18 protein-coding genes are annotated in these 25,152 nt (G+C 50.5%); 16 read left to right on the top strand and 2 right to left on the bottom strand.

What is annotated here, in order from left to right:
- Window positions 1–272: 272 nt before the first annotated feature.
- From BGO59_RS14355 to BGO59_RS14285, 15 genes are all read left to right on the top strand, one after another.
- Window positions 273–2,747 (top strand): glycoside hydrolase family 95 protein, encoded by a 2,475-nt coding sequence (locus BGO59_RS14355; RefSeq protein ID WP_293684309.1) that lies wholly within the window; start codon window positions 273–275, stop codon window positions 2,745–2,747.
- 126 nt (window positions 2,748–2,873) lie between these two features.
- Window positions 2,874–4,547, top strand: coding sequence for a glycoside hydrolase family 43 protein (locus BGO59_RS14350; RefSeq protein ID WP_293684308.1), 1,674 nt, complete (start codon window positions 2,874–2,876; stop codon window positions 4,545–4,547).
- Between the two features lie 132 nt (window positions 4,548–4,679).
- Window positions 4,680–6,959, top strand: a complete 2,280-nt coding sequence (locus BGO59_RS14345; RefSeq protein ID WP_293684307.1) for a glycoside hydrolase family 127 protein — start codon at window positions 4,680–4,682, stop codon at window positions 6,957–6,959.
- Between the two features lie 107 nt (window positions 6,960–7,066).
- Window positions 7,067–7,588 (top strand): VOC family protein, encoded by a 522-nt coding sequence (locus BGO59_RS14340; RefSeq protein WP_293684306.1) that lies wholly within the window; start codon window positions 7,067–7,069, stop codon window positions 7,586–7,588.
- A gap of 34 nt (window positions 7,589–7,622) precedes the next feature.
- Window positions 7,623–9,188: a glycoside hydrolase 43 family protein gene (locus BGO59_RS14335; protein WP_293684305.1), complete on the top strand. Its 1,566-nt coding sequence runs from the start codon at window positions 7,623–7,625 to the stop codon at window positions 9,186–9,188.
- Window positions 9,189–10,040, top strand: a complete 852-nt coding sequence (locus tag BGO59_RS14330) for a sialate O-acetylesterase (RefSeq protein ID WP_293684304.1) — start codon at window positions 9,189–9,191, stop codon at window positions 10,038–10,040.
- 126 nt (window positions 10,041–10,166) lie between these two features.
- The gene (locus BGO59_RS14325; protein ID WP_293684303.1) at window positions 10,167–11,087 is read left to right on the top strand and encodes an alpha/beta hydrolase; all 921 of its coding nucleotides are present in this window, start codon (window positions 10,167–10,169) and stop codon (window positions 11,085–11,087) included.
- Window positions 11,088–11,157: 70 nt separating this feature from the next.
- Complete coding sequence (locus BGO59_RS14320; RefSeq protein WP_293684302.1) at window positions 11,158–13,248, top strand: alpha-L-fucosidase; 2,091 nt, start codon at window positions 11,158–11,160, stop codon at window positions 13,246–13,248.
- A 110-nt stretch (window positions 13,249–13,358) separates the two neighbouring features.
- The gene (locus BGO59_RS14315; protein WP_293684301.1) at window positions 13,359–14,930 is read left to right on the top strand and encodes a carboxylesterase family protein; all 1,572 of its coding nucleotides are present in this window, start codon (window positions 13,359–13,361) and stop codon (window positions 14,928–14,930) included.
- 153 nt (window positions 14,931–15,083) lie between these two features.
- Window positions 15,084–16,244, top strand: a complete 1,161-nt coding sequence (locus tag BGO59_RS14310; RefSeq protein WP_293684300.1) for an esterase — start codon at window positions 15,084–15,086, stop codon at window positions 16,242–16,244.
- Between the two features lie 15 nt (window positions 16,245–16,259).
- Window positions 16,260–17,339 carry an esterase family protein gene (locus BGO59_RS14305; protein WP_293684299.1) on the top strand — a complete coding sequence of 360 codons (1,080 nt, stop codon included), beginning with the start codon at window positions 16,260–16,262 and terminating at the stop codon, window positions 17,337–17,339.
- A 197-nt stretch (window positions 17,340–17,536) separates the two neighbouring features.
- Window positions 17,537–18,655 (top strand): alpha/beta hydrolase-fold protein, encoded by a 1,119-nt coding sequence (locus tag BGO59_RS14300; protein WP_293684298.1) that lies wholly within the window; start codon window positions 17,537–17,539, stop codon window positions 18,653–18,655.
- A 99-nt stretch (window positions 18,656–18,754) separates the two neighbouring features.
- A complete protein-coding gene (locus BGO59_RS14295) occupies window positions 18,755–20,692 on the top strand; it encodes an alpha/beta hydrolase-fold protein (protein WP_293684297.1) in 1,938 nt (645 codons plus the stop codon).
- A 107-nt stretch (window positions 20,693–20,799) separates the two neighbouring features.
- On the top strand, window positions 20,800–21,915 hold the full coding sequence (locus BGO59_RS14290; RefSeq protein WP_293684296.1) for an endo-1,4-beta-xylanase: 1,116 nt from the start codon (window positions 20,800–20,802) through the stop codon (window positions 21,913–21,915).
- 146 nt (window positions 21,916–22,061) lie between these two features.
- The gene (locus BGO59_RS14285; RefSeq protein WP_293684295.1) at window positions 22,062–22,511 is read left to right on the top strand and encodes a hypothetical protein; all 450 of its coding nucleotides are present in this window, start codon (window positions 22,062–22,064) and stop codon (window positions 22,509–22,511) included.
- Between the two features lie 127 nt (window positions 22,512–22,638).
- On the opposite strand, the gene BGO59_RS14280 is transcribed toward BGO59_RS14285, so the two are convergent.
- Entirely contained in the window at window positions 22,639–23,622 is a 984-nt protein-coding gene (locus tag BGO59_RS14280) for a WYL domain-containing protein (RefSeq protein WP_293684294.1), read from the bottom strand.
- Between the two features lie 156 nt (window positions 23,623–23,778).
- Between BGO59_RS14280 and cas6 the strand changes: the two genes are divergently transcribed.
- Window positions 23,779–24,597 carry a CRISPR-associated endoribonuclease Cas6 gene (cas6, locus tag BGO59_RS14275; protein WP_293684293.1) on the top strand — a complete coding sequence of 273 codons (819 nt, stop codon included), beginning with the start codon at window positions 23,779–23,781 and terminating at the stop codon, window positions 24,595–24,597.
- A 159-nt stretch (window positions 24,598–24,756) separates the two neighbouring features.
- On the opposite strand, the gene BGO59_RS14270 is transcribed toward cas6, so the two are convergent.
- Complete coding sequence (locus BGO59_RS14270; RefSeq protein ID WP_293684292.1) at window positions 24,757–25,056, bottom strand: hypothetical protein; 300 nt, start codon at window positions 25,054–25,056, stop codon at window positions 24,757–24,759.
- Window positions 25,057–25,152 lie beyond the last annotated feature (96 nt).

Here is a 25,152-nt window from a genome sequence, read left to right as displayed (position 1 = left end):
TGTCATTATGAGTCGATTAGGGAAAGTTTAAGAAGCTGTTTGCGTTCGTGATGTCAGGTTCTTAAACCTGACGTGGTCGGTTTCTCAAAACCGAACGGTATGTCTGGTTCGGTTTTGAGAAACCTCACCAGGGCAGATTTGAGAATCTGCCCTCACCTTACCAGGGCAAAACGCAGTTGACTCAGACAACGTTTAAACAGACTTAGAAGCGAGAGGACTAATAGATTTTAGCCTCTTGCTTCTTTTTAGCGTATACTAATTCACCGAACCGGATGAGACGTCTCCTTTGCCTTTTTTTCCTGATTACCGTAACCACGCTTAGCTATTCGCAAAATAAACCGCCGTTAACGCTCTGGTACGATAAGCCTTCGGGCCAAACCTGGGAGAATGCTCTACCCATTGGCAATGGCCGACTGGGGGCGATGGTGTATGGCAATGTGAGCAAAGAAACCATTCAGCTCAATGAACATACGGCTTGGTCGGGTAGCCCCAACCGGAACGACAACCCGGATGCGCTGGCCGCCCTGCCCGAAATCCGGCAATTGATTTTTGATGGCAAACAGAAAGAAGCCGAGAAACTGGCCAACAAGTCGATCATCACCAAAAAATCGCATGGGCAAATGTTTCAACCCGTTGGCAGTCTGCATCTGACCTTCGATGGGCATGAACAGTATACTAATTATTACCGGGAACTGGATATTGAGCGGGCTGTTGCCAAAACGTCGTATACCGTCGATGGGGTAACCTACACCCGCGAGATACTGGCCTCTTTTCCCGACCGCGTTATTGTGATGCAACTGACGGCCAGTAAGCCGGGCAAGCTGTCGTTTTCTGCCTCTTACTCCACCCCACAACTAAAACACGTCATCAATGCATCGGGCAATGAGTTAACCCTCGCCGGAAGCACGTCTGATCATGAAGGCGTAAAAGGACTGGTCCGATTCAAGGGAATAGCCCGAATCAAAACACAGGGGGGTAATCTCTCGGCCAACGACTCCGTACTGACCGTAAAGGGAGCTAATACCGCCACGATTTATATTTCCATTGCCACCAATTTCAAGAACTATAAAGATCTTAACGGGGACGAAAACGCCCGTGCCAAATCGTACCTGGATAAAGCCTATTCCAAAAATTACGCAGCTATTCTGACTCCTCATATTGCAGCCTACCAGAACTACTTTAACCGGGTTAAACTTGACTTAGGCACTACCGAAGCAGCAAAACTCCCCACCGACGAGCGACTGAAAAATTTCCGCTCGGTCAACGACCCGCAGTTGGTGACGATTTACTACCAATATGGGCGCTATCTGTTGATTTCGTCGTCACAACCGGCCCGTGATGGCGAACTGGGGCAACCAGCTAATTTGCAGGGTATCTGGAACAACAAAATGCAGCCACCCTGGGACAGTAAATATACCATCAACATCAACGCTCAGATGAACTATTGGCCAGCCGAAAAGACGAACCTGGCCGAACTGCACGAACCATTTTTACGGATGGTCCGGGAGCTATCGGAAACGGGGCAGGAAACCGCGAAAGTCATGTATGGCGCTGGTGGTTGGATGGCGCATCATAATACCGACATCTGGCGGATCAATGGCCCGGTGGATGGGGCTTTCTGGGGGATGTGGACAGCCGGTGGCGGCTGGACCAGTCAGCACCTGTGGGAGCATTATCTGTACAATGGAGACCAGGCGTATCTGGCCTCGATTTACCCGGTTTTAAAAGGGGCGGCTCAGTTCTACGCCGATTTTCTGGTCGAACACCCGAAATACCACTGGCTGGTCGTCAATCCAGGAATGTCGCCCGAAAATGCGCCAAAAGCCCACGGCGGGTCATCGCTGGATGCGGGTACGACGATGGACAACCAGATTGTGTTCGACGTATTTAGTACGGCGATCCGTGCGGCTGAGCTGCTAAAAAAAGATACTGATTTTATCGCCATGCTGAAGCAGAAGCGGAGTAAGCTGCCGCCCATGCACATTGGCCAACATGGGCAGTTGCAGGAATGGCTGGAAGACATCGACGACCCAGAAGATAAACACCGGCACATCTCGCATTTGTATGGTCTGTTTCCTTCCAATCAAATCTCCCCCTACCGCACACCGGGCTTGTTCAATGCCTCACGCACGACATTAACGCATCGGGGCGATGTATCGACCGGCTGGAGCATGGGCTGGAAAGTAAACTGGTGGGCTAAACTCCAGGACGGCAATCACGCTTATACGCTAATCCAGAATCAACTTACCCCGCTGGGCGTAGTCAAAGACGGTGGCGGCACGTACAACAACCTATTCGACGCTCACCCACCCTTCCAGATCGATGGTAACTTCGGTTGTACGTCGGGCATTACCGAAATGCTCATGCAAAGCAGCGATGGAGCTATGCATCTGCTGCCTGCGCTTCCTGATGTGTGGCCGACGGGTAGCATTACCGGGCTACGGGCGCGAGGTGGGTTTGAGGTGGTACGTATGGAATGGAAAGACGGTAAACTCACGAAGCTGGACGTTAAGTCGAACCTGGGTGGCAACCTCCGCTTACGGGCACCGAATGCGATAAAGGTAAGCAGCGGAACAGCCTTGAAATCGGCATCGGGCCAGAACCCAAACCCGTTCTACCAGATCGAGGAGACGCCCACCCCCATTGTATCGCCCAGTGCAAACGTGCCGAATCCAACCTTAAAACCGACCCAGCTTTATGATCTGGCTACCCAGCCGGGAAAGGTCTATACGCTGATAGGGCAGTAGTCACTTGCTTTTTTTTCGACAGGATTAACAGGATTGACAAGATGTATCGAATAAAAAATCATGTCAATCCTGTTAATCCTGTCGAAAAAAAAGAGCGATATAGAAAAGAAAAAGCATCAAAAACGCATGAAAAAATACCTTATATTCAGCGGATTAATCGCCTTTCTTACCGGATTGGCGTCTGCCCAGACCACCCTGGTCAACCCAATCCTGACCGGGTTTTATCCCGACCCCAGTATCGTGAAGGTTGGTCCCGATTATTACCTGATCAATTCGACGTTTTCGTACTTCCCCGGCATTCCGGTCATGCACAGCAAAGACCTAAAAAACTGGAAACAAATCGGCAACGTGATCGACCGTCCCGAACAGATGGATTTCATGGGCGAGCGACTAACTCGTGGGTTATTTGCTCCGGCAATCAGCTATTATAAAGGCACCTTCTACGTCACCTGTACCGACATTGACCACGACGGCAACTTTGTTGTTACGGCCAAAAATCCGGCCGGTCCCTGGAGCAATCCCGTTAAAATTCCTCAGGTGCGTGGAATCGACCCATCTATATATTTTGATGAAAGTACCGACAAAGCGTACATCATCTACAACAGTGATGCTCCCGACCGCAAGCCTTTGTACTCCGGCCACCGAACCATTCGGATGTATGAGTTTGACTATCAGAATCTGAAAGTAGTTGGCGAAGAAAAACAACTGGTCAACGGCGGGGTCGACCTGTCGAAAAAGCCCGTTTGGATTGAGGGACCGCACATTCTGAAACACAATGGCTGGTACTACCTCTATGCAGCCGAAGGCGGTACGTCGGTCAATCACTCCGAGGTAGTCTTACGGAGCAAAGACGTTTGGGGACCCTACGTGCCGTTTGAAGGTAATCCGATCCTGACGCAGCGTGAGCTGCCCGCCGACCGGAAAGATGCCATCACATCGGCGGGGCATGCTCAGTTTGTGGAAGGCCCTGACGGAAAATGGTACTCGATCTTTCTGGCCGTTCGGCCCTACGAAGGTGATTATTACAATACCGGACGCGAAACCTTCATTGCGCCCCTCACCTGGACAAACGATTGGCCAATGATCGAGCATGGCGAAAAGGCCATTTCGTATAGCTATCCGGTTACGTTTAAAGAAGTTAAACAGAAAGGAGCCTTACCGCAATCGGGCAATTTCGCCTATACGATCAACTTCGATAAGGAACTTGACCCGTCGTTATTGTTCATGCGCACCATCGATAAAAACGCTTACTCGCTTTCGAAAAAAAATGGCCTGACGCTGAAACTAAAGCCCGAAACCATCATGGAAATGGGAAATCCATCGTTTATTGGCAAACGCCAGCAGCATCTGTACAGCACCGCCGAAACGGAACTGCTGTTTACCCCAAAATCGGACAAAGAGAAAGCTGGTTTCGTGATCTTACAGGACGAAGGGCATTTCTATTTCCTGTGCAAATCGAAAGCGCAGGATAAAGACGTACTACAACTCTATCAAAGCAAACCCCGATCAAAGGAGATGGAACTGCTGACCGAAGTGCCGCTGGAGGCCAAAGCAGCTAAAGTAGGCTTACGGATTGAATCGAAGGGAGATAGCTACAGTTTCTATTATGCTACCGACGCTAAGAACTGGCAATTGTTGAAAGATAAGGTAGACGGCAAATTCCTGAGTACCAAAGTGTCGGGAGGATTTATCGGTTGTGTATACGGCCTGTACGCTACGTCGTCGGGAGAAACCAGTACGAATTCGGCGTCGTTCCAGTACCTCAAATACGCAGGTGATGATCCAATGTATAAAAAGTGATATACCGTTTTTTTGTCATCCCAACGCAGGAGGGATCTTCGGTAGAGCAATTTTTTGTATCGTGCGAAGATCCCTCCTGCGTCGGGATGACAGAAAAGGGATGACAAAAAAAGACAAAAAACGCCATAGCTCTTGAAAACGAGACTCTTACCTATCGCCTTCCTCTTGCTTAGTATCCCGGCGCTGGCCCAGATGCAGCCGTTTACGTTGCAGGAAGTAAAACTAACCGGCGGAGCGTTCAAAAATGCGCAGGACGTTGACCTGAAGTACATACTGGCGCTCAACCCCGATAAGCTCCTGGCTCCGTACTGGATCGATGCCGGGTTGCCCCTGAAAGCCCAGCGGTATGGCAATTGGGAAAGCTCCGGTCTGGATGGGCATATTGGTGGGCATTACCTGTCGGCGCTAGCGATGATGTATGCCTCGACCGGAGATGCTGAACTCAAAAAACGGCTGGATTACATGATTTCGGAACTGGCGCAGTGTCAGGCCAAAAACGGAAACGGTTATGTGGGCGGTATTCCGCAGGGGAAAGTGTTCTGGGAGCGGATTCACAAAGGCGATATTGATGGCAGTGGTTTCGGTTTGAATAATACGTGGGTGCCACTCTACAACATTCACAAGCTGTTTGCCGGTTTGCGCGATGCCTACGAATACGCGGGTAATCAGCAGGCGAAGCAGGTGCTGGTTGGTCTCGGCGACTGGTTCATCGACCTCATCAAACCCTTGTCCGACGAGCAGATTCAGCAGATACTCCGTACCGAACATGGCGGCATCAACGAAACCTTCGCCGACCTCTACCTGATTACCAACGATAAAAAGTACCTCGAAACCGCCCAACGGTTGTCGCACCGTTCGCTCCTGAATCCGTTGCTGGAAAAGCAGGATAAACTGACGGGACTTCACGCCAACACGCAGATTCCGAAAGTGATTGGTTTTGAGAAAATTGCGTCGCTGACCGGACGTTCCGACTGGTCGGATGCGGCCATGTATTTCTGGCAAAATGTGTCGCAAACCCGCAGTGTTGCTTTTGGGGGTAATAGCGTTCGCGAACATTTCAACCCCATCAACGATTTCAGCCGGATGCTCCGCTCGAATCAGGGGCCCGAAACCTGCAATTCGTTCAATATGCTGCGACTGAGCAAAGCCCTGTTTCTGGATAAGGCCGACCCGAGCTATCTGGACTTCTACGAACGGACGCTGTACAATCATATTCTGTCGAGTCAGCATCCGCAGAAAGGCGGGTTTGTTTATTTTACGCCCATTCGTCCGAATCACTACCGCGTGTATTCGCAGCCCGAAACCAGTATGTGGTGCTGCGTGGGTTCGGGCTTGGAAAACCATACCAAATACGCTGAGTTGATTTATAGCCATTCGACCAACGATCTGTTCGTCAATCTATTTATTCCATCAACGGTCAACTGGAGCGACAAGAAGATACAGCTTACTCAGGCAACCGAGTTTCCCTATAAAGATCAGTCGGAACTGGTGTTGAAACTGACGAAACCGCAGACGTTCGCGCTCAACATTCGGTATCCCAAATGGGCCGAAGCCGTTGAGGTGCTGGTCAATGGCAAGCCACAAGCTGTTGACAGCAAGCCATCGAGTTATATGGCTATTCGCAGAAGCTGGAAAACGGGCGACAGGGTAACCGTTCGCTTTAAAACCGCAACCCACCTGGAGTATCTGCCTGATGGTTCTAACTGGGCCGCTTTTGTGCATGGGCCGATTGTGTTAGCCGCTAAAACATCGACCGATAACCTGGATGGTCTTTTTGCCGACGATAGCCGCATGGGCCACGAAACCAAAGGCAAGCTATACCCACTCGATCAGGCGTATGCGCTGGTTGGCGATTCGACTACCTACACCGCTAAGCTAAAGCCCGTTGCCCCACTGACCTTCCAACTGGATTCACTAACGCTGCAACCCTTTTATAGCATCCACGACGCGCGGTATCAGATGTATTTCCAGACGTTTACTTCGGCCGCTTTTCAGCAACAGCAGGCCCGGTTGAAACAGCAGGAAGCCGAAGCATTGGCTCTTGAAGCCCAAACGGTCGATAAGGTGAATTGTGGCGAACAGCAGCCTGAAGTCGATCACGGTTTCGAGGGCGAAAAAACGCAATCGGGCTACGATGATGAGCGTTTCTGGCGCAGTACCCGCTCCTTTATGAGTTATCAGCTACAAAATAAAAATCGGGCAGGTAAATTTCTTGAAGTCAGTACTTTAGATAGTATAAAGGCCGATGCGGTTCGTTTCCTGATTAATGACCAACCGGCTGAAATTATTGCCAGCGAAGGCAAAACCATTCGACTAAAAGCGATTGATAACGAAGTTCTTAAGCTAAAAATCGTTGCTAACAACGGGGCCGCTACACCTCGGTTTTACCAGATCAAACTTTTAATCCGCTAAAATTTTATGCGTTAAAACTTAATTAGGAGGGGAAAATTGTCTCTAATTTAAAAAGTGTCAAACTAACACTATTACAAGTGCCAAACATGCTTTTTACAACAAAACCTATGTGCCAATTCATCGCTAAAATCCACTTTCTAACGTTAGGACTGCTGCTGAGTTGGGCAACCTATGCGCAATCCAACTTCACCAGCAAGGTCATTGGGGTGGGTGTCGTTGTAGCCGATCTCGACCGCTCGCTCGACTTCTACGTCAACGGTATCGGTATGGTCAAAACGGGTAGCTTCACCATCAACGAAGATTTTGGTAAACGCTCCGGCCTGACCAACGGCGTAGCCACGAACGTAACCATTCTGAAACTCGAAAACAGCCCCGATGCCACCGACTGGAAACTGATGAGCTTTGGTAGTAAGCCCTCCCATCCGAAACCCAAACACATTCAGGACGATACGGGGATGCAGTACATCACCATTCAGGTAAAAGCGCTAAAACCCATCATTGAGCGATTGACCCAAATGAAAGTGCCGTTCCTGGGCAGCACCCCAACACCGTTGAACGCCAAGGCTCACTTTGTGTTCGTGCAGGATCCCGATGGCAATTTCATTGAACTGATTGGCCCAATGGAATAAGCGTGAGAGAAGAGGTTCATAATAAAGCATTTGTATGAAATTATTCCTTTTTCGTCCTGGCCTGTTGGCCGTTGTGCTTCTGCTAATGCAGTTCTCCGCAAAAGCACAAACGGCGCATAACCCGATCATTTTTGCCGATGTGCCGGATATGGCCATGATTCGGGTGGGCAACACCTACTACATGAGCAGCACCACCATGCACCTGAGTCCGGGACTACCGATCATGAAATCGAAAGACCTGGTTAACTGGCAGATGGTCGGCTATGCCTACGATACGCTGGCTAGTGTCGATGCATTGAATCTGACTAACGGCAAAAGCACCTACGGACGTGGTTCGTGGGCCAGTAGTTTGCGGTATCACAACGGAACGTACTATGTCACGACGTTCGCCCAAACGACAGGCAAGACCTACATCTACACGACCAAAAACATTGAAAAAGGCCCCTGGAAAGAAGTTTCCTTCAAACCATCCTACCACGATCACAGTCTGTTTTTTGATGACGATGGCCGAACGTACCTGATCTATGGTGCGGGAAAACTCAACATATTGGAACTCAATGCCGATGCGTCGGGTGTAAAACCCGGCACTACAGAGCGGGTATTGATCGAAAACGCCAGCACCCCTTCAGGCACGGGCGGTGGCTTACCCGCCGAAGGGTCGCAGCTTTTCAAGGTCAACGGCAAGTATTATCTGTTCAACATTAGCTGGCCCAAAGGTGGCATGCGAACCGTACTTATTCATCGGGCCGACAAACTTACGGGGCCTTGGGAAGGGCGGGTCGCCTTGCGGGATTTGGGCGTGGCGCAGGGTGGCCTCATCGATACGCCCGACGGCCTGTGGTTTGCTTATCTCTTTCGCGATTTTGGCGGTGTGGGGCGTATTCCATATCTGGTGCCGGTGAAGTGGGAAGGCGGTTGGCCGGTGCTGGGTGTTAATGGCAAAGTACCCGAAACGCTTGATCTTCCGGCCAGTAAGGGATTAATCCCCGGCATTGTGCATTCCGACGAATTCACTCGTAAAAAAGGAGAACCCACCCTGCCCTTGGTCTGGCAATGGAACCACAACCCCGACAACAGTCTCTGGTCAGTAACGGAGCGAAGCGGCTATCTGCGGTTGAAAACCGGACGGGTCGATACCTCGTTTGTTCTGGCTCGAAACACGCTTACCCAGCGTACCATCGGCCCGACCTGTTCGGGCTCTACCGCGCTCGATGTATCCAATCTGAAAGATGGTGATTTTGCGGGCTTGAGTCTGTTGCAGAAGAATTACGGTCTGGTCGGCGTAAAGCGGGAAAATGGGCAAAACGCTATTGTAATGATCAGCGCAGCAACCGGGAAACCTGTTGAGGTACAACGGGTACCGTTGAGCCAGAAAACGGTCTATCTGAAAGCTGAATGTGATTTTCGGGATCGTAAGGACACCGCCATTTTTTTCTACAGCCTCGACGGTAAAGCCTGGACAAAAATCGGTGAGCCGCTGAAAATGCCTTATACCATCCCACATTTTATGGGCTATCGCTTCGGTCTGTTCAACTACGCTACTTTGCAAACGGGCGGTTTTGCCGATTTTGACTATTTCCGAATCACCGACCAATACTAAATGACTATGAATAAAATCTGTTTACTAGCCCTCTTTGCCTTTATCGGCTTTAGGGCTTCGGCTCAAGACAAAAACTTTTACATCTTCCTCTGCTTCGGTCAGTCGAACATGGAAGGTAATGCCAAAATAGAACCACAGGATACGGTCAATGTGAACAGCCGGTTTCAGGTATTGGAAGCCGTTGACTGTCCCGGTCTCAACCGGAAAATGGGTCAGTGGTATACGGCAGTGCCTCCCTTGTGTCGCTGCCAGACCGGACTAACGCCCGCCGATTACTTTGGTCGCGAACTGGTCGCAAATCTGCCCGAAAAGGTCCGCATTGGCGTTATCAATGTGGCCGTGGGCGGCTGTAAAATCGAACTGTTCGACAAAGATCATTACCAGTCGTACACGGCTAATGTGCCGGGCTGGATGAAAAACTTCATCAACGAATACGGCGGAAATCCATACGCCCGTCTGGTCGAAATGGCGAAGCTGGCACAGAAGGATGGCGTCATCAAAGGCATTCTGCTGCACCAAGGTGAGTCGAATACCAACGATACGCTGTGGACGAAAAAAGTGAAAGTCGTGTATGACAACCTGATGCATGACCTCGACCTTAAACCCAAAAAAGTCCCCCTACTGGCTGGCGAAACGGTCAACGCCGATCAGGGCGGAATTTGCGCGAGTATGAACAAAATCATTGCCACGCTTCCGCAAACGATTAAAAATGCGCACGTGATCTCATCGGCTGGCTGCACCGATTCGGCCGATAATCTGCACTTCAATGCGGCTGGCTATAGAGAACTAGGAAAACGATACGCCACACAAATGCTGACATTGCTGGGTTATAAACCGAACTCAGGAAAATAAGATGACCGTGCGTTTTGTCATGCTGACGAAGGAAGCATCTTCGGTAGCAAAAAAAGGAGTCTCATCCGAAGATGCTTCCTTCGTCAGCATGACAAAAACGCGTTAGACCAAATTGGATTTCTTTATATGAAACGGTTCAGTTTAACAAATAAAGGCATATTAGTCGCATCAGCCGTCTGGCTGCTGGCAGCCCCCTTTGCCGCAACCGCTCAGGAAATTATGCCGCTCTATCCGGGGGCTGTTCCGAATGCAAAAGCATCCGACTTGCAGGAAACTGGAGCGTCAACGGGTGTTTTCAAGGGCATTACTAAACCCACGCTGGAGTATTACAAACCTAATCCTGCTAAAGCGTCCGGTACGGCGGTCGTTATCATTCCCGGTGGTGGATATGGAGTTGTGGTCTATCAGGGCGAAGGTATCAATATCGCCAAAGCCTTCGCTGAAAAAGGCGTGGCCGCTTTTATCCTGAAATACCGATTACCCAGCGATGCTATTATGGTCGACAAGAAAATTGGTCCGTTGCAGGATGCGCAGCAGGCCATAAAACTGGTTCGCGAAAGTGCCGCTAAGTGGGGTGTCGATGCCAGTAAAGTAGGCGTCATAGGCTTTTCGGCGGGTGGGCATCTGGCGTCTACATTGGCGACACATTTTGAAAAAGCCTATGTCGAAAACGGTAATAATACCAGTCTACGCCCTGATTTTCAGATACTGGTGTATCCTGTTATCAGTATGCAGGACAGCCTGACGCATGGCGGTTCGCACGACAATCTGCTGGGTAAAAATCCATCGCGGGCGGACGTTGAGCTATTTTCCAATGAGTTGCAGGTTCGGGCCAATACGCCACCCACCTACCTGACCCATGCCGCCGACGACAAACTGGTCGATGTCGACAACAGCATTGTCTATTTCGAAAAACTCCGGCATCAGAAAGTACCCGTCGAAATGCACATTTACCCCAAGGGCGATCACGGGTTTATTTTCCGGCATCCCGGCTGGATGGAGCCGCTGTTTACCTGGATGCAGCAGAATAACTGGATCAAAGAGTAGTAATGTCAATTGACTGTTTAAAAGCAGATAGGGAAGGTTTAATAGCTTCCATCTTAACAAAATGAGTAGAATGAGGCAACATCTTTTTAGTCTGTGGCTAATCCTGAGTCTGGCTTTTTACAAAATTGGATTAGCTCAGCCAACACCTCCGCAACCCGTTGGTCCGCTGCCCAGCGACAACCAGTTGCGCTGGCAACACATGGAATACTATGCCTTCATCCATTTTTCGATAAATACGTATACCGACATGGCCTGGGGACTCGGCAACGAAGACCCGAAGCTGTTTAATCCGACCAAACTGGATTGCCGACAGTGGGCGCGTATCTGCAAAGAGGCCGGTATGAAAGGCATCATTTTCACGGCCAAACACCACAGCGGCTTTTGCCTCTGGCCCTCGAAATACACCGAATATTCCGTTAAAAATGTTCCCTGGCGGAACGGGAAAGCCGATGTAGTGCGGGAACTGGCCGATGCCTGTAAAGAATACGGTCTGAAATTCGGCGTCTACCTATCCCCCTGGGACCGGAATCATCCCGACTATGGCAAGTCTGAATACATTACCTATTTCCGCAACCAGTTGACAGAACTCCTGACCAACTACGGGGACATTTTTGAAGTCTGGTTCGACGGGGCCAATGGCGGGTCGGGCTATTACGGTGGAGCCAACGAAACCCGTAAGATTGACGCCAAAACCTATTACGACTGGCCCAATACGTACAAACTCGTGCGAAAGCTCCAGCCCAAAATTGTCATCTGGAACGATGGTGGCGACCGGGCCGATCTGCGCTGGGTGGGTACCGAAGCGGGGTACGTCGGCGAAACCAACTGGAGTCTCTTAAACGCGACGGGCGATGTGCCAGAGCAAATGCTTCGTCATGGGGTCGAAAATGGCAATGCCTGGGTACCGGGCGAAGTAAACACCTCCATTCGGCCGGAATGGTTTTACCACGAGCGGGAAGACCGAAAAGTGAAAACCCTCCCCCAACTGATGGACATCTATTACCATTCCATTGGTCGGAACGCAACGCTGCTGCTCAATTTTCCGATCATGCCCAACGGACTGATTCACGAAAAAGACGAACAGGCCGTACAGGCGTTTGCCAAAGCGACTAAAGAAGCCTTTGCCGTGAATCTGGCCAGGAACACCCGTGCCACTTCCGACCAGATACGCGGCAAAAGCGCAATCTATGCTGCCAGCAAAGCCATTGATGGCGATAAAGAAAGCTATTGGGCGACAGACGATGCTGCTCGTAGCGCATCGCTGACCCTCCAATTCAGTAAACTCACGGCGTTCAATCGGTTTCTGGTGCAGGAACCCATCCGATTGGGGCAGCGGGTCAAAGCCTTTACGGTAGAAGCTTTTGTTGATGGGAACTGGAAAGAAATTGCCAAAGAAACAACCATCGGCTATAAACGGATTCTGCGATTCCCGACTGTCGAAGCCACGCAACTGCGCCTGAACATTCTGGATGCCAAAGGTTGTCCGCTGATTTCAAATCTTGAAGTCTATAAAGCGCCCCTGATTCTGACGCCCCCCATCATCACCCGCGATCAGGCTGGCGATATCCACATCAAATCCGGCGATACAGAATCGGAGGTGTATTATACCCTCGATGGCAGTACGCCAACGGCAAAATCGAACCAATACACGGCTCCGGTAAAAACCAGTCCCGGTAAAGTTGATCTGAAAGCGATCACTTACAATCCGTTTACGAAACAAAGCAGCGTGGTCAGTGATGAGAAATTCGACATCGCCCGCAGTAGCTGGAAAATCCTGAGTACGGAGGCCAGGTCGGCGTATCAGGCGTTAGATGGTAATCCAGCTACCTCCTGGCACCAGCCGAAAAGTCAAGCAATGCCAACAGACCTGGTTATTGATTTGGGTAAAGAAGAAACGCTGACCGGGTTTCGGTATCTGCCCGCTCAGAACTGGTGGGAAGAGGGCAGCATCATTACCCACTATCAGTTTGAGGTATCGGCGGATAACCAGACCTGGAAACGGGTCAGCGAAGGCGAATTTTCGAACATTAAAAACAGTCCATTCTGGCAAACCAAAACCTTTGAACCAACGAAAGCCCGATATATCAACCTGCGGGCTCTGAAAAACACGCAGGACGGCTCAGCGTCAGGCTATGCCGAAGTGGATGTCATTACTAAGTAAACGTTTTTCTGACAGGATTTACAGGATGAACAGGATTTTTTGCCCATTTAAAATCCTGTTCATCCTGTAAATCCTGTCAGAAAAAATAATATTCCTAAACCTCAATAAAAATGAACCAACAATTAATCCGCCGAATAGGGCTTTTCTGGAGTCTGTTTGGTCTGTATCTGGGGGCGCTGGCCCAACAGCCGACTCCTGTAAAAGTAGTAGGTGGTCTGGTACAGGGAACGTCGGAAGATGGCCTGACCGTTTACAAAGGCATCCCTTTTGCGGCTCCACCCGTTGGTGATCTGCGCTGGAAAGCTCCCCAGCCGGTGGCTAAGTGGGAAGGTGTTCGTGAAACGAAAAAATTTGCGCCCGCTCCCATGCAGGGGGGCAATCCGCCATCGGGCAAAAGCGAAGATTGTCTGTATCTAAACGTCTGGACTCCGGCCAAATCGGCCAATGAACGCATTCCGGTTCTCGTCTGGATTTACGGGGGCGGATTCAGCTTCGGCGCTACGTCGGAGCCCAGTTACAATGGCGAAAAGTTAGCTCAAAAGGGCGTCGTACTGGTCAGCATTGCGTATCGGGTTGGGCAGCTTGGTTTTATGGCTCATCCAGCATTGAGTGCCGAAAATCCGCATCACGTTTCGGGTAATTACGGGTTGCTGGATATGATTGCGGGCCTTCAGTGGGTACAGAAGAACATCGCTGCCTTTGGCGGTGACCCAAACAAAGTGACCATTTTCGGCGAGTCGGCAGGTGGGATTGCCGTCAGTATGCTCTGTGCTTCCCCGCAGGCAAAAGGATTGTTTCAGGGCGCTATTTCGCAGAGTGGCGGCTCGTTTGGACCAACCCGCCCTACTACCTATCCGGGTGAAAATATGAAGCGACTGGCAGATGCCGAAAAGGCGGGCGAAGCCTATGCAAAAGCCGCCGGGGTGTCGTCGATTGCCGAATTGCGGAAGATTGAGGCCGACAAACTGCCGGGTGGTCGGGGAGTGGGTATGTCGTGGCCAATCGTCGACGGCTGGATCATTCCGGACGACCAGCACAAACTCTACGAAGCCGGGAAGTACAATCACACACCCATTCTGGTTGGCTATAATTCGGATGAGGGCGCCAGCTTTGGACCGCCCAAAACGCCCGAAGACTATATCGAAAGCACCCGAAAACGGTACGGAAAGTTCGCCGACGATTTGATCAAAGCGTATCCCGTAGAGTCGAATTCTGTTCCCAAAACCGCGCGTGACCTGATGCGCGATGCGGCTTTTGGCTGGCAAACCTGGAGCTGGGCCCGGCTTCAGGCGCAGACCAGTAAATCGAAGGTCTTCTACTATTATTTCGATCAGCATCCCGATTATCCCGCCGATTCGCCCAAAGCAGGGTCCGGCTCAGGGCATGGGCAGGAAGTGTCGTATGTCTTTGAAACACTCAATCCTTCCAGTCCGCAAACGACCAAAACGGATCTGGCCATTTCGGATGCGATGAGTACGTACTGGACCAACTTTGCCAAGTACGGCGATCCGAATGGGAAAGGAATGCCCAAATGGCCAGCCTTTAGCGATACGAATCCCGTTGTGATGTATTTCAGTCAGACACCGCATACCGGACCCGTACCCAGTGCCGAAGCCCTGAAAGTTCTGGACAAGTATTTCGATTGGAGACGAACCGCCGACGGCGAAGCCTGGGCTAAATAGCTTGGTATGTTAAAAGGCTCTGATTACCAGCTTTTTTTGTCATCCCGACGCAGGAGGGATCTTAAAGCCGCCACTTTGAGCGAAAGGATACATTAAGATCCCTCCTGCGTCGGGATGACAAAAAAATGAATTGACTCCTAAACCTTCATAAAGATGAACCAACAATTAATCCGCAGAATAGGGCTGTTTTGGGTTCTGTTCGGTCTGTATCTGGGGGCACTTGGCCAGCCGCCCCGTGGTCCGCTGGTGGTATCTCCCCAGGTGAACGCCGATAAATCTGTCACGTTCCGGTATCTGGCGCCACAGGCTAAAGACGTACAACTAAGCGCACAGTTTGAGAAAGCCCCCGTGCCCATGACCAAAGATGCGCAGGGTATCTGGAGCGTGACATTAGGCCCGGTCAAGCCCGATATTTATCCGTATAGTTTTCGGGTCGATGGCGTTACGGTCATGGACCCGGCCAATGTCGCCTTCTTTCCCAACGAGCGGTTCAAAGCCAGTCTGGTCGATGTACCGGGCGATACACCGCTGATCCACGCCATGCGCGATGTTCCCCACGGCTCCATCAATTACGAATACTATCCGTCGATAACGGGGACTACGGGTTCGCTGGTTGTCTATACGCCACCGGGTTATGACCAGTCGACCTCCAAAAAATATCCGGTTTATTACCTCATCAGCGGCACAACGGATACCGAAGAAACCTTTTTCAAAGTTGGCAAAACCAACCTGATTCTGGACAATCTGATTGCGCAAGGCAAAGCGAAACCGATGATTATTGTGATGCCCTACGGAAACATTGCCGCACGAGTAGCCGAGCAGAAGGGTGGTTCGAAACCTGCCGATCCAACCGTTCGGGATGGGGCCGATGCCGTAAAACGCGCCAACGATTTTGCCGAGGATTTGGTGAGCAACGTGATTCCCTACATCGAAAAGGCGTACCGGGCCATCCCAAACCGAGAGAACCGGGCCATTGGTGGGTTTTCGCGTGGGGGCGGACAAACGCTCCGAACCGCCTTTAACAACATGGACAAATTCGCGTGGGTGTGTGCTTATAGCTCGTACCTGTCGCCCCAGGAGATGGATGGCAATTTCAGCCAGATCGTAGCCAAGCCCGAACAGACTAACAAACAACTGAAACTGCTGTGGGTGAGCGTGGGAAGTGACGATTTCCTGTACAAGGGTACGGTGGAATTTATGGACTATCTGAAAGCGAAACAGGTGAAGTTCAAAAGCCTGATTACCGACGGTGGCCATACCTGGATGAATGTAAAAACCTACGTTGCCGCCACCACGCCACTGCTGTTCCAATAATAAACCCGTACGACCATGAAACGCCTTTTTTACATCCTCCAAGTCGTTGTTTTTTCGGGAGTTACGGCTATGGCTCAGCAACGACCACCCGCTATCAGTTCGCCCGATGTACACCCCGACCATAGTATCACGTTCCGGTATTTCTCCCGAAACGCGAAAAAAGTCATGCTGTCCGGTGAATTTCTGAAAGCCCCGGTGGCTTTGACCAAAGACACATCGGGCATCTGGAGCGTAACGGTTCCGCCCGTCAAACCCGATATTTATCCCTACAGCTTTACGGTCGATAGTGTGCAACTGGCCGATCCGAACAACACCTACATCTTTGCCAATGAGCGCTTCAAACGGAGTATCGTCGATGTGCCAGGCGATCAGCCGCTGGTTCATTCGCTACAGAACGTACCCCACGGCAAAATCAGCTACCGCTACTACAAGTCGGGCACGCTGGGAACAACCCGCCAGTTGCTGGTCTACACCCCACCTGGTTTTAATCCGAACGGCAAGACGAAATACCCCGTGCTGTACCTGATTCACGGCGGTTCCGATACCGAAGAAACCTGGACCAAAGTGGGCCGTGCCAACCTGATTGCCGATAATCTGATTGCGCAGGGCAAAGCCAAACCCATGCTGATTGTGATGCCCTACGGCAATGTTCGCCCGGCACCGATGCCGGATTTTACAAAAGATATGGTCAACGATATTGTTCCATTTGTCGAAGCCAATTATCCCGTCATCAACGATAGCAAAGGCCGGGCTGTGGCTGGGTTCTCAGTCGGGGGCGGCCAAACACTGAACATCGGAATGACCAACACCGACAAATTTGCCTATATCTGCTCGTATGCGCCCTATACGGCTACCGAGGAGTTTCAGAAGAACTTCACGAACTGGTCGCCAGATGCGGCCAAAATTAACAGCCAACTGAAATTATTCACCATCAGCGTGGGCACTGAGGATTTTCTGTACGAACCCGTAAAAAAGAACATCGCCATGTTTGAGGAGAAAAAAATTCGGACGAAAAGCTACATCGTTCCCGGTGGCCATACCTGGATGAACTGCAAGCAGTACCTGGCGACGACGTTACAGGAATTGTTTCAATGATGGTTTCGGTCGGGTGTTCCGTAGAGACGCAACACCTTGCGTCTCCTGACCGGATGGTACTAGTCCGAATACCCTAGAAGGTATGCTATTGATGGCAACAAGTACTGTTGCTGACGCATCTAGAGACGCAAGGTATTGCCGCACCGGCGGACCGGTCTCTACACAATATTGATTTCCTACAATAAACCCTTACAAAAATGATTCGAATAACACTCGCGACTTTGTTCGCCATCGCTTCAACCAGCACTACCTGCCTTGCCCAGGCAAGCCAACCGGCCATTGCTGAGGATTTTAAACCCTCGTCATTGAACCAGCCGGGGCAGGAATACCCGCAGGTAAACTCGCAGGGCTATGCCCGATTCAAGATCAAGGCTCCCAAAGCCGATAGTGTCCGGGTAAGCCTGGGACTGGGCGGAAAAGGAGGTACCATCCTCACCAAAGGCGAAGACGGATTCTGGACCGGAACCACAGCCGGACCAATGGACGAAGGCTTTCATTACTACAACGTAACGATTGACGGCGGGAAATTTAACGACCCCGGTGCGTTGAATTTCTACGGCTCTGTGCGGTGGGAGAGCGGCATTGAGATACCCGCTCATGATCAGGATTTTTATGCGCTGAGGGATGTCCCGCACGGAAACGTGCAGCAGATTCTGTTCCCGTCGAAAAGCACCAATACGTCCCGCCGGGCTTTTGTGTATACGCCACCGGGCTACGAGAAAGAGAAGTCGAAAAAATACCCGGTGCTGTACCTGCAACACGGTTGGGGCGAAGACGAAACAGCCTGGAGCAATCAGGGACACGCCAACCTGATTATGGATAACCTGATTGCGGAAGGTAAAATCAAGCCGTTTATTATCGTAATGACCTACGGCATGACCAATGAGGTAAAGTTTGGCAAAATACGCGAGTTTAAAATCGATCCATTTCAGACCGTGATGGTCGATGAACTGATTCCGTATGTAGACGCTAATTTCCGCACCTTGTCCAACCGCGACAACCGGGCGATGGCGGGCCTGTCGATGGGGGGTATGGAAACCAAAATGATCACCCTCAACAAGCCGGACGTATTTGGGTATTATGGTCTGCTTAGCGGTGGCGTTTATGCGCCGGAAGATCTCAAGGACAAGACCAAACCGAAGCTGGTTTTTATTAGCTGCGGCAGTAAAGAACGGCCCGATGGTGTCCAGAAATCAGTTACCGACCTGAAAGGGGCTGGCTATAATGCGGTTTCGTATGTATCCGATAAAACGGCCCACGAATTCCAAACCTGGCGTCGCAGTCTGCATGAGCTTGCCCCGTTGCTGTTTAAGTAAGCTTTTTCTGACAGGATTAACAGGATTGACATGATTTGGTAGATGAAAATTAATCCTGAAAATCCTGTCAATCCTGTCAAAAAAACATTCCCTTGAACCATGAAACATAGTTTATTTCTGAAAGGCGCTTGTCTCGCCATTTCTCTGCTGGTGGGAGTATCCGCCTATTCACAACCAATCGATAAGGAAATGCCGAAAGGCTTCGATCAGGTACAAACAGGCATTGCCACCGGCAAACTCGACACCATCCGGTACGAATCGAAAACGGTTGGCACGACCCGCAAAGCACTGGTGTACACCCCGCCCGGTTTCAATAAGAAAAAGAAATACCCGGTCCTGTACTTGCTGCATGGCATTGGGGGCGACGAAAAGGAGTGGCTGAACGGAGGCAAGCCGCAGGTCATTCTGGATAACCTATATGCCCAGAAGAAACTGGAACCGATGATCGTGGTGATGCCCAATGGCCGCGCCATGAAAGACGACCGCGCCGTCGGTAATATCTTCGACAAAGACAAAGTCGAAGCCTTCGCGACCTTTGAGAAAGACCTGCTTAATGACCTGATTCCGTTTATCGAAAAGAAATACCCGACCCTGACCGACCGCGACCATCGGGCCATTGCCGGCCTGTCGATGGGTGGGGGGCAATCGCTGAATTTCGGGCTGGGCAATCTGGATAAGTTTGCCTGGGTGGGCGGTTTCTCGTCGGCTCCCAACACAAAAGTTCCCCAGGAGTTAGTGCCCAATCCCGCAGACGCGAAAAAGAAGTTGAAGCTGCTCTGGATTTCGTGCGGAGATGCCGACGGCCTGATTACGTTCAGCAAACGCACCCACGATTACCTGTATCAGAACGATGTACCGCATATCTATTACATCGAGCCGGGCGTACATGATTTCAAAGTCTGGAAAAACGGGCTGTACATGTTCTCGCAGTTTCTGTTTAAACCGGTCGATGGGTCTACGTTGACCAAATACACGATTCTGGGCACGCCAGCATCCACCAACATGCGGAATGCCAAGTACCCGCAGATTCTGCCCGACAACCGCGTCGTGTTTCGGGTAAAAGCACCGGATGCGCAGAAGGTTCAGGTCGATCTGGGTAAAAAATACGACATGGTGAAAGATACCGCCGGATTCTGGAACGTAACCACCGACTCCATCAGTCGCGGCTTTCATTACTATTCACTGTTGATCGACGGGCTGCCTGTAGCCGACCCCGCCAGCGAAACCTTCTACGGCATGAGCCGCATGGCCAGTGGCATCGAAATACCCGACAAAGACGAAGGGTACTATGCACTGAAAGACGTGCCCCACGGCGACATTCGTATTAAACGCTACCTCTCGAAAGCTTCAAATTCCTGGCGCGAAATGTACGTCTACACCCCACCGGGTTACGACAAATCGACCGAGAAATATCCTGTCTTGTATCTGCTGCATGGTGGGGGCGAAGACCAACGGGGTTGGGCTACGCAGGGCAAAACGGGCCTCATCCTTGACAACTTGATTGCGGAGGGGAAAGCGAAACCAATGGTGATCGCCATGCTCGATGGCAACATGAACATGCAGGGCGGCCTCGCTGGCTTCAACGAAAACGTGCTTCGTTCTTCCGAAAATGAGCTGAAACAGGGAGCGATTCCCTTTGTGGAAAGCAATTTTCGAGTCGAAACCGACGCGAAGAACCGGGCTTTGGCGGGCCTGTCGATGGGTGGTTTACAGACGCTTTATGCGGGGATCAAAAACACGAACATGTTTTCGAGCCTGGGTGTGTTCAGTTCGGGCTGGTTTGCCAATAACCCTAAACTCTCCGATCCGCAATATGCCTTTATGAAAGACAATGCCAGCACCATCAATAGCAATCTTCAACACTTCTGGATTTCGATGGGGGGGAAGGAAGACATCGCGTATCAGAACTGTCAGATCATGATGAAGAAGTTCGATGAAATGGGGGTCAAATACCAGTATAGCGAGTACGCGGGTGGGCACAGTTGGCCTGTCTGGCGTCACGATTTATTTATGTTCAGTCAGTTACTGTTCAAATAAAGGACAGAAATGCTGTTTGTGTGCTTTTTCAATAGGCGTTTTTGCCCTCCAGACGCAGTAGGGAGGGCAAAAACAAAACATCAAAAAACGCTCAATTCCTACTACGTATGCGCTTAAACAAATACGCCATCGCTAACGGTGCAACTGCACTCTTACTGGCAGGCTTTTCCGCACTATCGAATACCGCTATAGCTCAGACGATTCCTTCCCTGCGGGATGCGTTTAAAAAGGATTTTGGGATCGGAACGGCGCTCAACAACGCCCAGATTGAGGAACGGGACCCGCAGATGACGGAATTTATTGCCCGGCAGTTTAACATGGCAACGCCCGAAAACATCATGAAGTCGGCCCTGATTCATCCGAAGTGGGATACGTACGATTTTTCCATGGGCGACAAGCTGATTGACTTTGGGAAGAAGCACAACATCAAAATAAACGGCCATACGCTGATCTGGCACAGTCAATTACCTGCCTTCATACGGGGTATTCACAGCCAGGATTCGATTCGCTCGTTCTTTACGGATCATATAAAAACGGTGGCCGGGCACTATAAAGGCAAGGTCTTCTCGTGGGACGTCGTAAACGAAGCGTTGAACGAAGATGGCACATTGCGCAAATCCGTTTTTCTTCAATACCTCGGGGATAATTACATTACAGACGCGTTCCGGCTGGCTCAGGAAGCCTCTCCCGGCACGGAGTTGTACTACAATGATTACAACAACGAGCAGCCTGCCAAGCGGGCAGGTTGTATCGCCCTGATCAAAAAGGTAAAAGAGGCTGGCGTCCGTATCGATGGCGTGGGTATTCAGGGCCATTGGCATGTGGGCAAACTCCCATTGAAAGACATCGAAGAGAGCATCGTCCAGTATGCGGCTCTGGGTATGAAGGTGATGATTACCGAGCTGGATATTGATGTCCTACCCCGAAATTTTCAGGGGGCCGATTTAAGCCAGCGTATGACGGCCAATGAGCAGTCGAATCCCTACGCGGCTGGGTTGCCTGATAATGTGCAACAGCAGTTGGCGGCTGATTATGGAGCCCTGTTCAGACTATTGCTGAAGCACAAGGATAAAGTGACCCGCGTAACCTTTTGGGGCGTCAACGATGGAAATAGCTGGCTGAATAATTGGCCTGTCCGTGGGCGAACCAATTACCCGTTGCTCTTTGACCGGGCCAACCAGCCCAAACCTGCTTTTGAGAAAGTCATAGCGGCCACGAAGTAAATTTCTATGTAAGTGATTGCCATAGGTTGATCGAAAAAGGCCTTTCAGAGTTCTGTGTGGGCTTTTTCTCCCGTTGTCGACCAATGCATTGACCAGGCGAATCAGTACTGAAAGTCATCGAACACACTATAAGCTCAAGATCGATCATGTCAGCTTTCCTGAAAATAGAATCCGTTGAATACAATGGCTTAACCCTGAGTCATCTGGAAGATAACATTCTGTTCTGTGTGGATGATGGAGCCATTATTGACTGGCTTAGCGAATTCGACTATCCGATTCATCTGTTGGGTGAAGACAGTATCCACGCTGAGCTCGTGTATCGGGATGGCGAACTGGATCTGGTGGTCATCTCGAATTACATGGCAGAAACCAACAAAGGATTGACGGTCGGCGTTTGGCTGGATTTTATTCACCACCAAAGTGACCTTAGTAATTTAGGCCGACCCTACGAAGGTGAATTTGTCGATACGTACCTGAGCTTATGGAAGGCGATTGGCAGGCAGTTACAGGAACTCCAGAAACACATTGATCTGCCCCCTGTTTACTTTGCGCTTACCGATGGCGAGTTCTTTAAACCCCATTTTCGTTACGCCTGAAAATAGGGCTAGTACACTTCTGAATAGATTTTAATAGACTGTGATTTGTGGTGTCGGTTTCTCAAAACCGACACGCTATGCCAGGGGTAGGCTGTACGTACTCGAAGTTAATACGGGGCCAGAATCTTTACAGATATTGGTCAAGGGCTTGTCGATGAAATTCGATAAGGTCATCAGCTAAGGGTTGCGGGGAGATCACTTTGACCGAATTGCCCAGACGGGCCAGTTCGTAAACCAGTTCTTTATTGACGATAATCGACAGGGTCACCCGAAGTTCATGCTCGCTGTCGACCAGGACATCTTCTTCCTGAAACGGATAAAAGGGTTGCGCCCGAAAAATCAAACCCTGCTGCCGCGTAAAGGATAGCACCACGTCTTCGGGAGGGGTATCGTAAGCGGCAACCCCCAGTGCTTTATGAAAATACAGGTTGCCATCAAACGGAGGAGCATCGTAGGTGTCGTCGGTAATCTGGAGGGTGCCGTCGATGATGCGATCCAGGCCGAAAACCCGGATTTCGCCATAATCCAGTTGCCAGCCGACCACGTACCATCGGTTCCGGTGTTCTTTAATGACATACGGAAATAGCCGATGGGTTTTAGTTATCTCCGTATCGAATCGCTGATGCGCGAACGTCACCACCCGCTGGGCATGGATCGCCTGCAAAAACAGTTCTACATACGTGCTTCCTTTGACGAACGGAACCGACTCGAACAGGATGTGTCGGCCGAAATCGTCGGAGGGGCTGGTGCGAAACCGAACCGCTTTGTCGATCTTATCGACCGTTCCGCGAAGACCATCGAACAGATGCAGGTGCTGGTACTGGTTGAGCGTTGCCACGGCCGCATGAAGCGCCGTCAGGTCTTTCTCCGTAAAGGTAATGGACGCGGCCAGATTGAACGGCTCCGTGTAGTAATAGCCATTGGGTTTACGGCTGTAGGCGATTGGGGCGTAGTGAACCTCTTTGAGATAGGCTATGTCCTGCTTGATAGTCGATTCGGCCACGGCGCACAGACGGGCGAGTTCGTCGGTCGTAGCCGGACGGTTACCCCAGCGGTTCAGGCGGCTATTGATGGTATGTAAACGCTCCTCGCGTTTTTTGACAATGGGCATGGTTGAGGGATAGAAATTTTTTGCAAAAAATTAGCTCCCGTACACAAAGGCTATACGCAAGCCGATTGACCTTTGGGCTGTTGAAACAAGACGGTGCAACGAGTAGAAAATTCATTAACTTGTATTCATGTATTTCCGCCCATTTGATAAAGCCACATGCAGTTCAAACTTACCCTTCGACCCACTGCCCGACAAACGCTCGTACCCTTCAATTACGCGTACCGACTTAGCGCGTTCATCTACGCCGTATTGGCCGAAGCCGACGTAAAGTATGCTACGTTTCTGCACAGCCAGGGCTACGAATATTCGCCAACAAGACGGTTTAAGTTGTTTACGTTTTCGGATCTGATCATTCCGAAGCCGCGAATCGATACAGCAGCGGGTGGCCTATGGGTCACAACACCCTACATTGAATGGGTTGTTAGCTTCTATGTCGATAAAGCGGCCCAGCATTTCATTATGGGCTTGTTTCAGGATCAGCGGTGCGTCATTGCTACGCCCAGACATCGGGCAGAGTTCATTATTGAGCGGGTCGAAGCCATACCCGTAGAGATAACAACAACGGCCGTTCAACTCCGGACGCTCTCTCCGGTCGTGATTGCCGAAAAATCGGAACGTGGAACCGGAGGGCGGAGTATAGACCAGTATCTGCATCCGGCCGACGTACACTACGGACCGTTACTGATTGACAACCTACTGGCGAAGTGGAGCAGCGTACCCAGAGCCGTATCGGCCAGTGGCATAGTTGACGATGATATTGCGACGTCGGCAGTGACGTATCGACTATTGCCGAATCGTGAACCTAAATCACGGTTGATAACGATCAAAGAAGATTCGCGAGCGGAGACGAAAGTACGGGGCTACTACGGCTTCACGTTTGAGTTAAGCGGCCCACCCGAATTGCTTGAACTAGCCGTGTTGGCGGGAGTGGGAAGAAGTAACGCGGAAGGATTTGGAGCGGTGGGGTTAATATGATGGCACTGGACGAATTGTTTCAATTCCAATTGGTACGATTGACTATGCAATTAATTGCTTATCTTTGCAATCAACTGATAAGTTTGATTGCCTGCATAACTCATCACTGTTTGGGGGCTGCCAGTATTGGCACGGGGGCAAAGAGATTTATTAGTTTTTTTATTGCCCAAAAAATGGGCCTGCCTTTTCTAAACGGAACGGCTTCGTTACTCCCTCGTACAGATTTCCTTCAGGGTTTTCTTGGTCGTATAAGTCCAATACGCTTACCATTTTATGCTCAATGGCTTCCCAAAAGCGTATTTCGTTTCGGAGAATATAGCGTTGCAAAGCCCACAGCATATAATCAACAATACTCATTTCGGGCATTTGCGCACTGGGTTCTATACTACAACGATACGTCGGCATCGACGACCAGTTATGCTGTTGCCGATCATAGCCAATCGCCTTATCAATGGCCATCAATTAGTTGGGATCAAGGCCAATACTTGTGGAGGGCGTTGTATTTTTCTAGGTTTGTGGCTTCACCCAAGTCTAGCTCATTTTGGAAAGTTTCTT

Origin of the sequence: Spirosoma sp. 48-14, from assembly GCF_001898575.1 — a bacterium.
Taxonomy (GTDB): Bacteria; Bacteroidota; Bacteroidia; order Cytophagales; family Spirosomataceae; genus Spirosoma.
The sequence above is the reverse complement of the archived record's forward strand: the minus strand, read 5'-3'. Positions and strand labels throughout refer to the sequence as shown.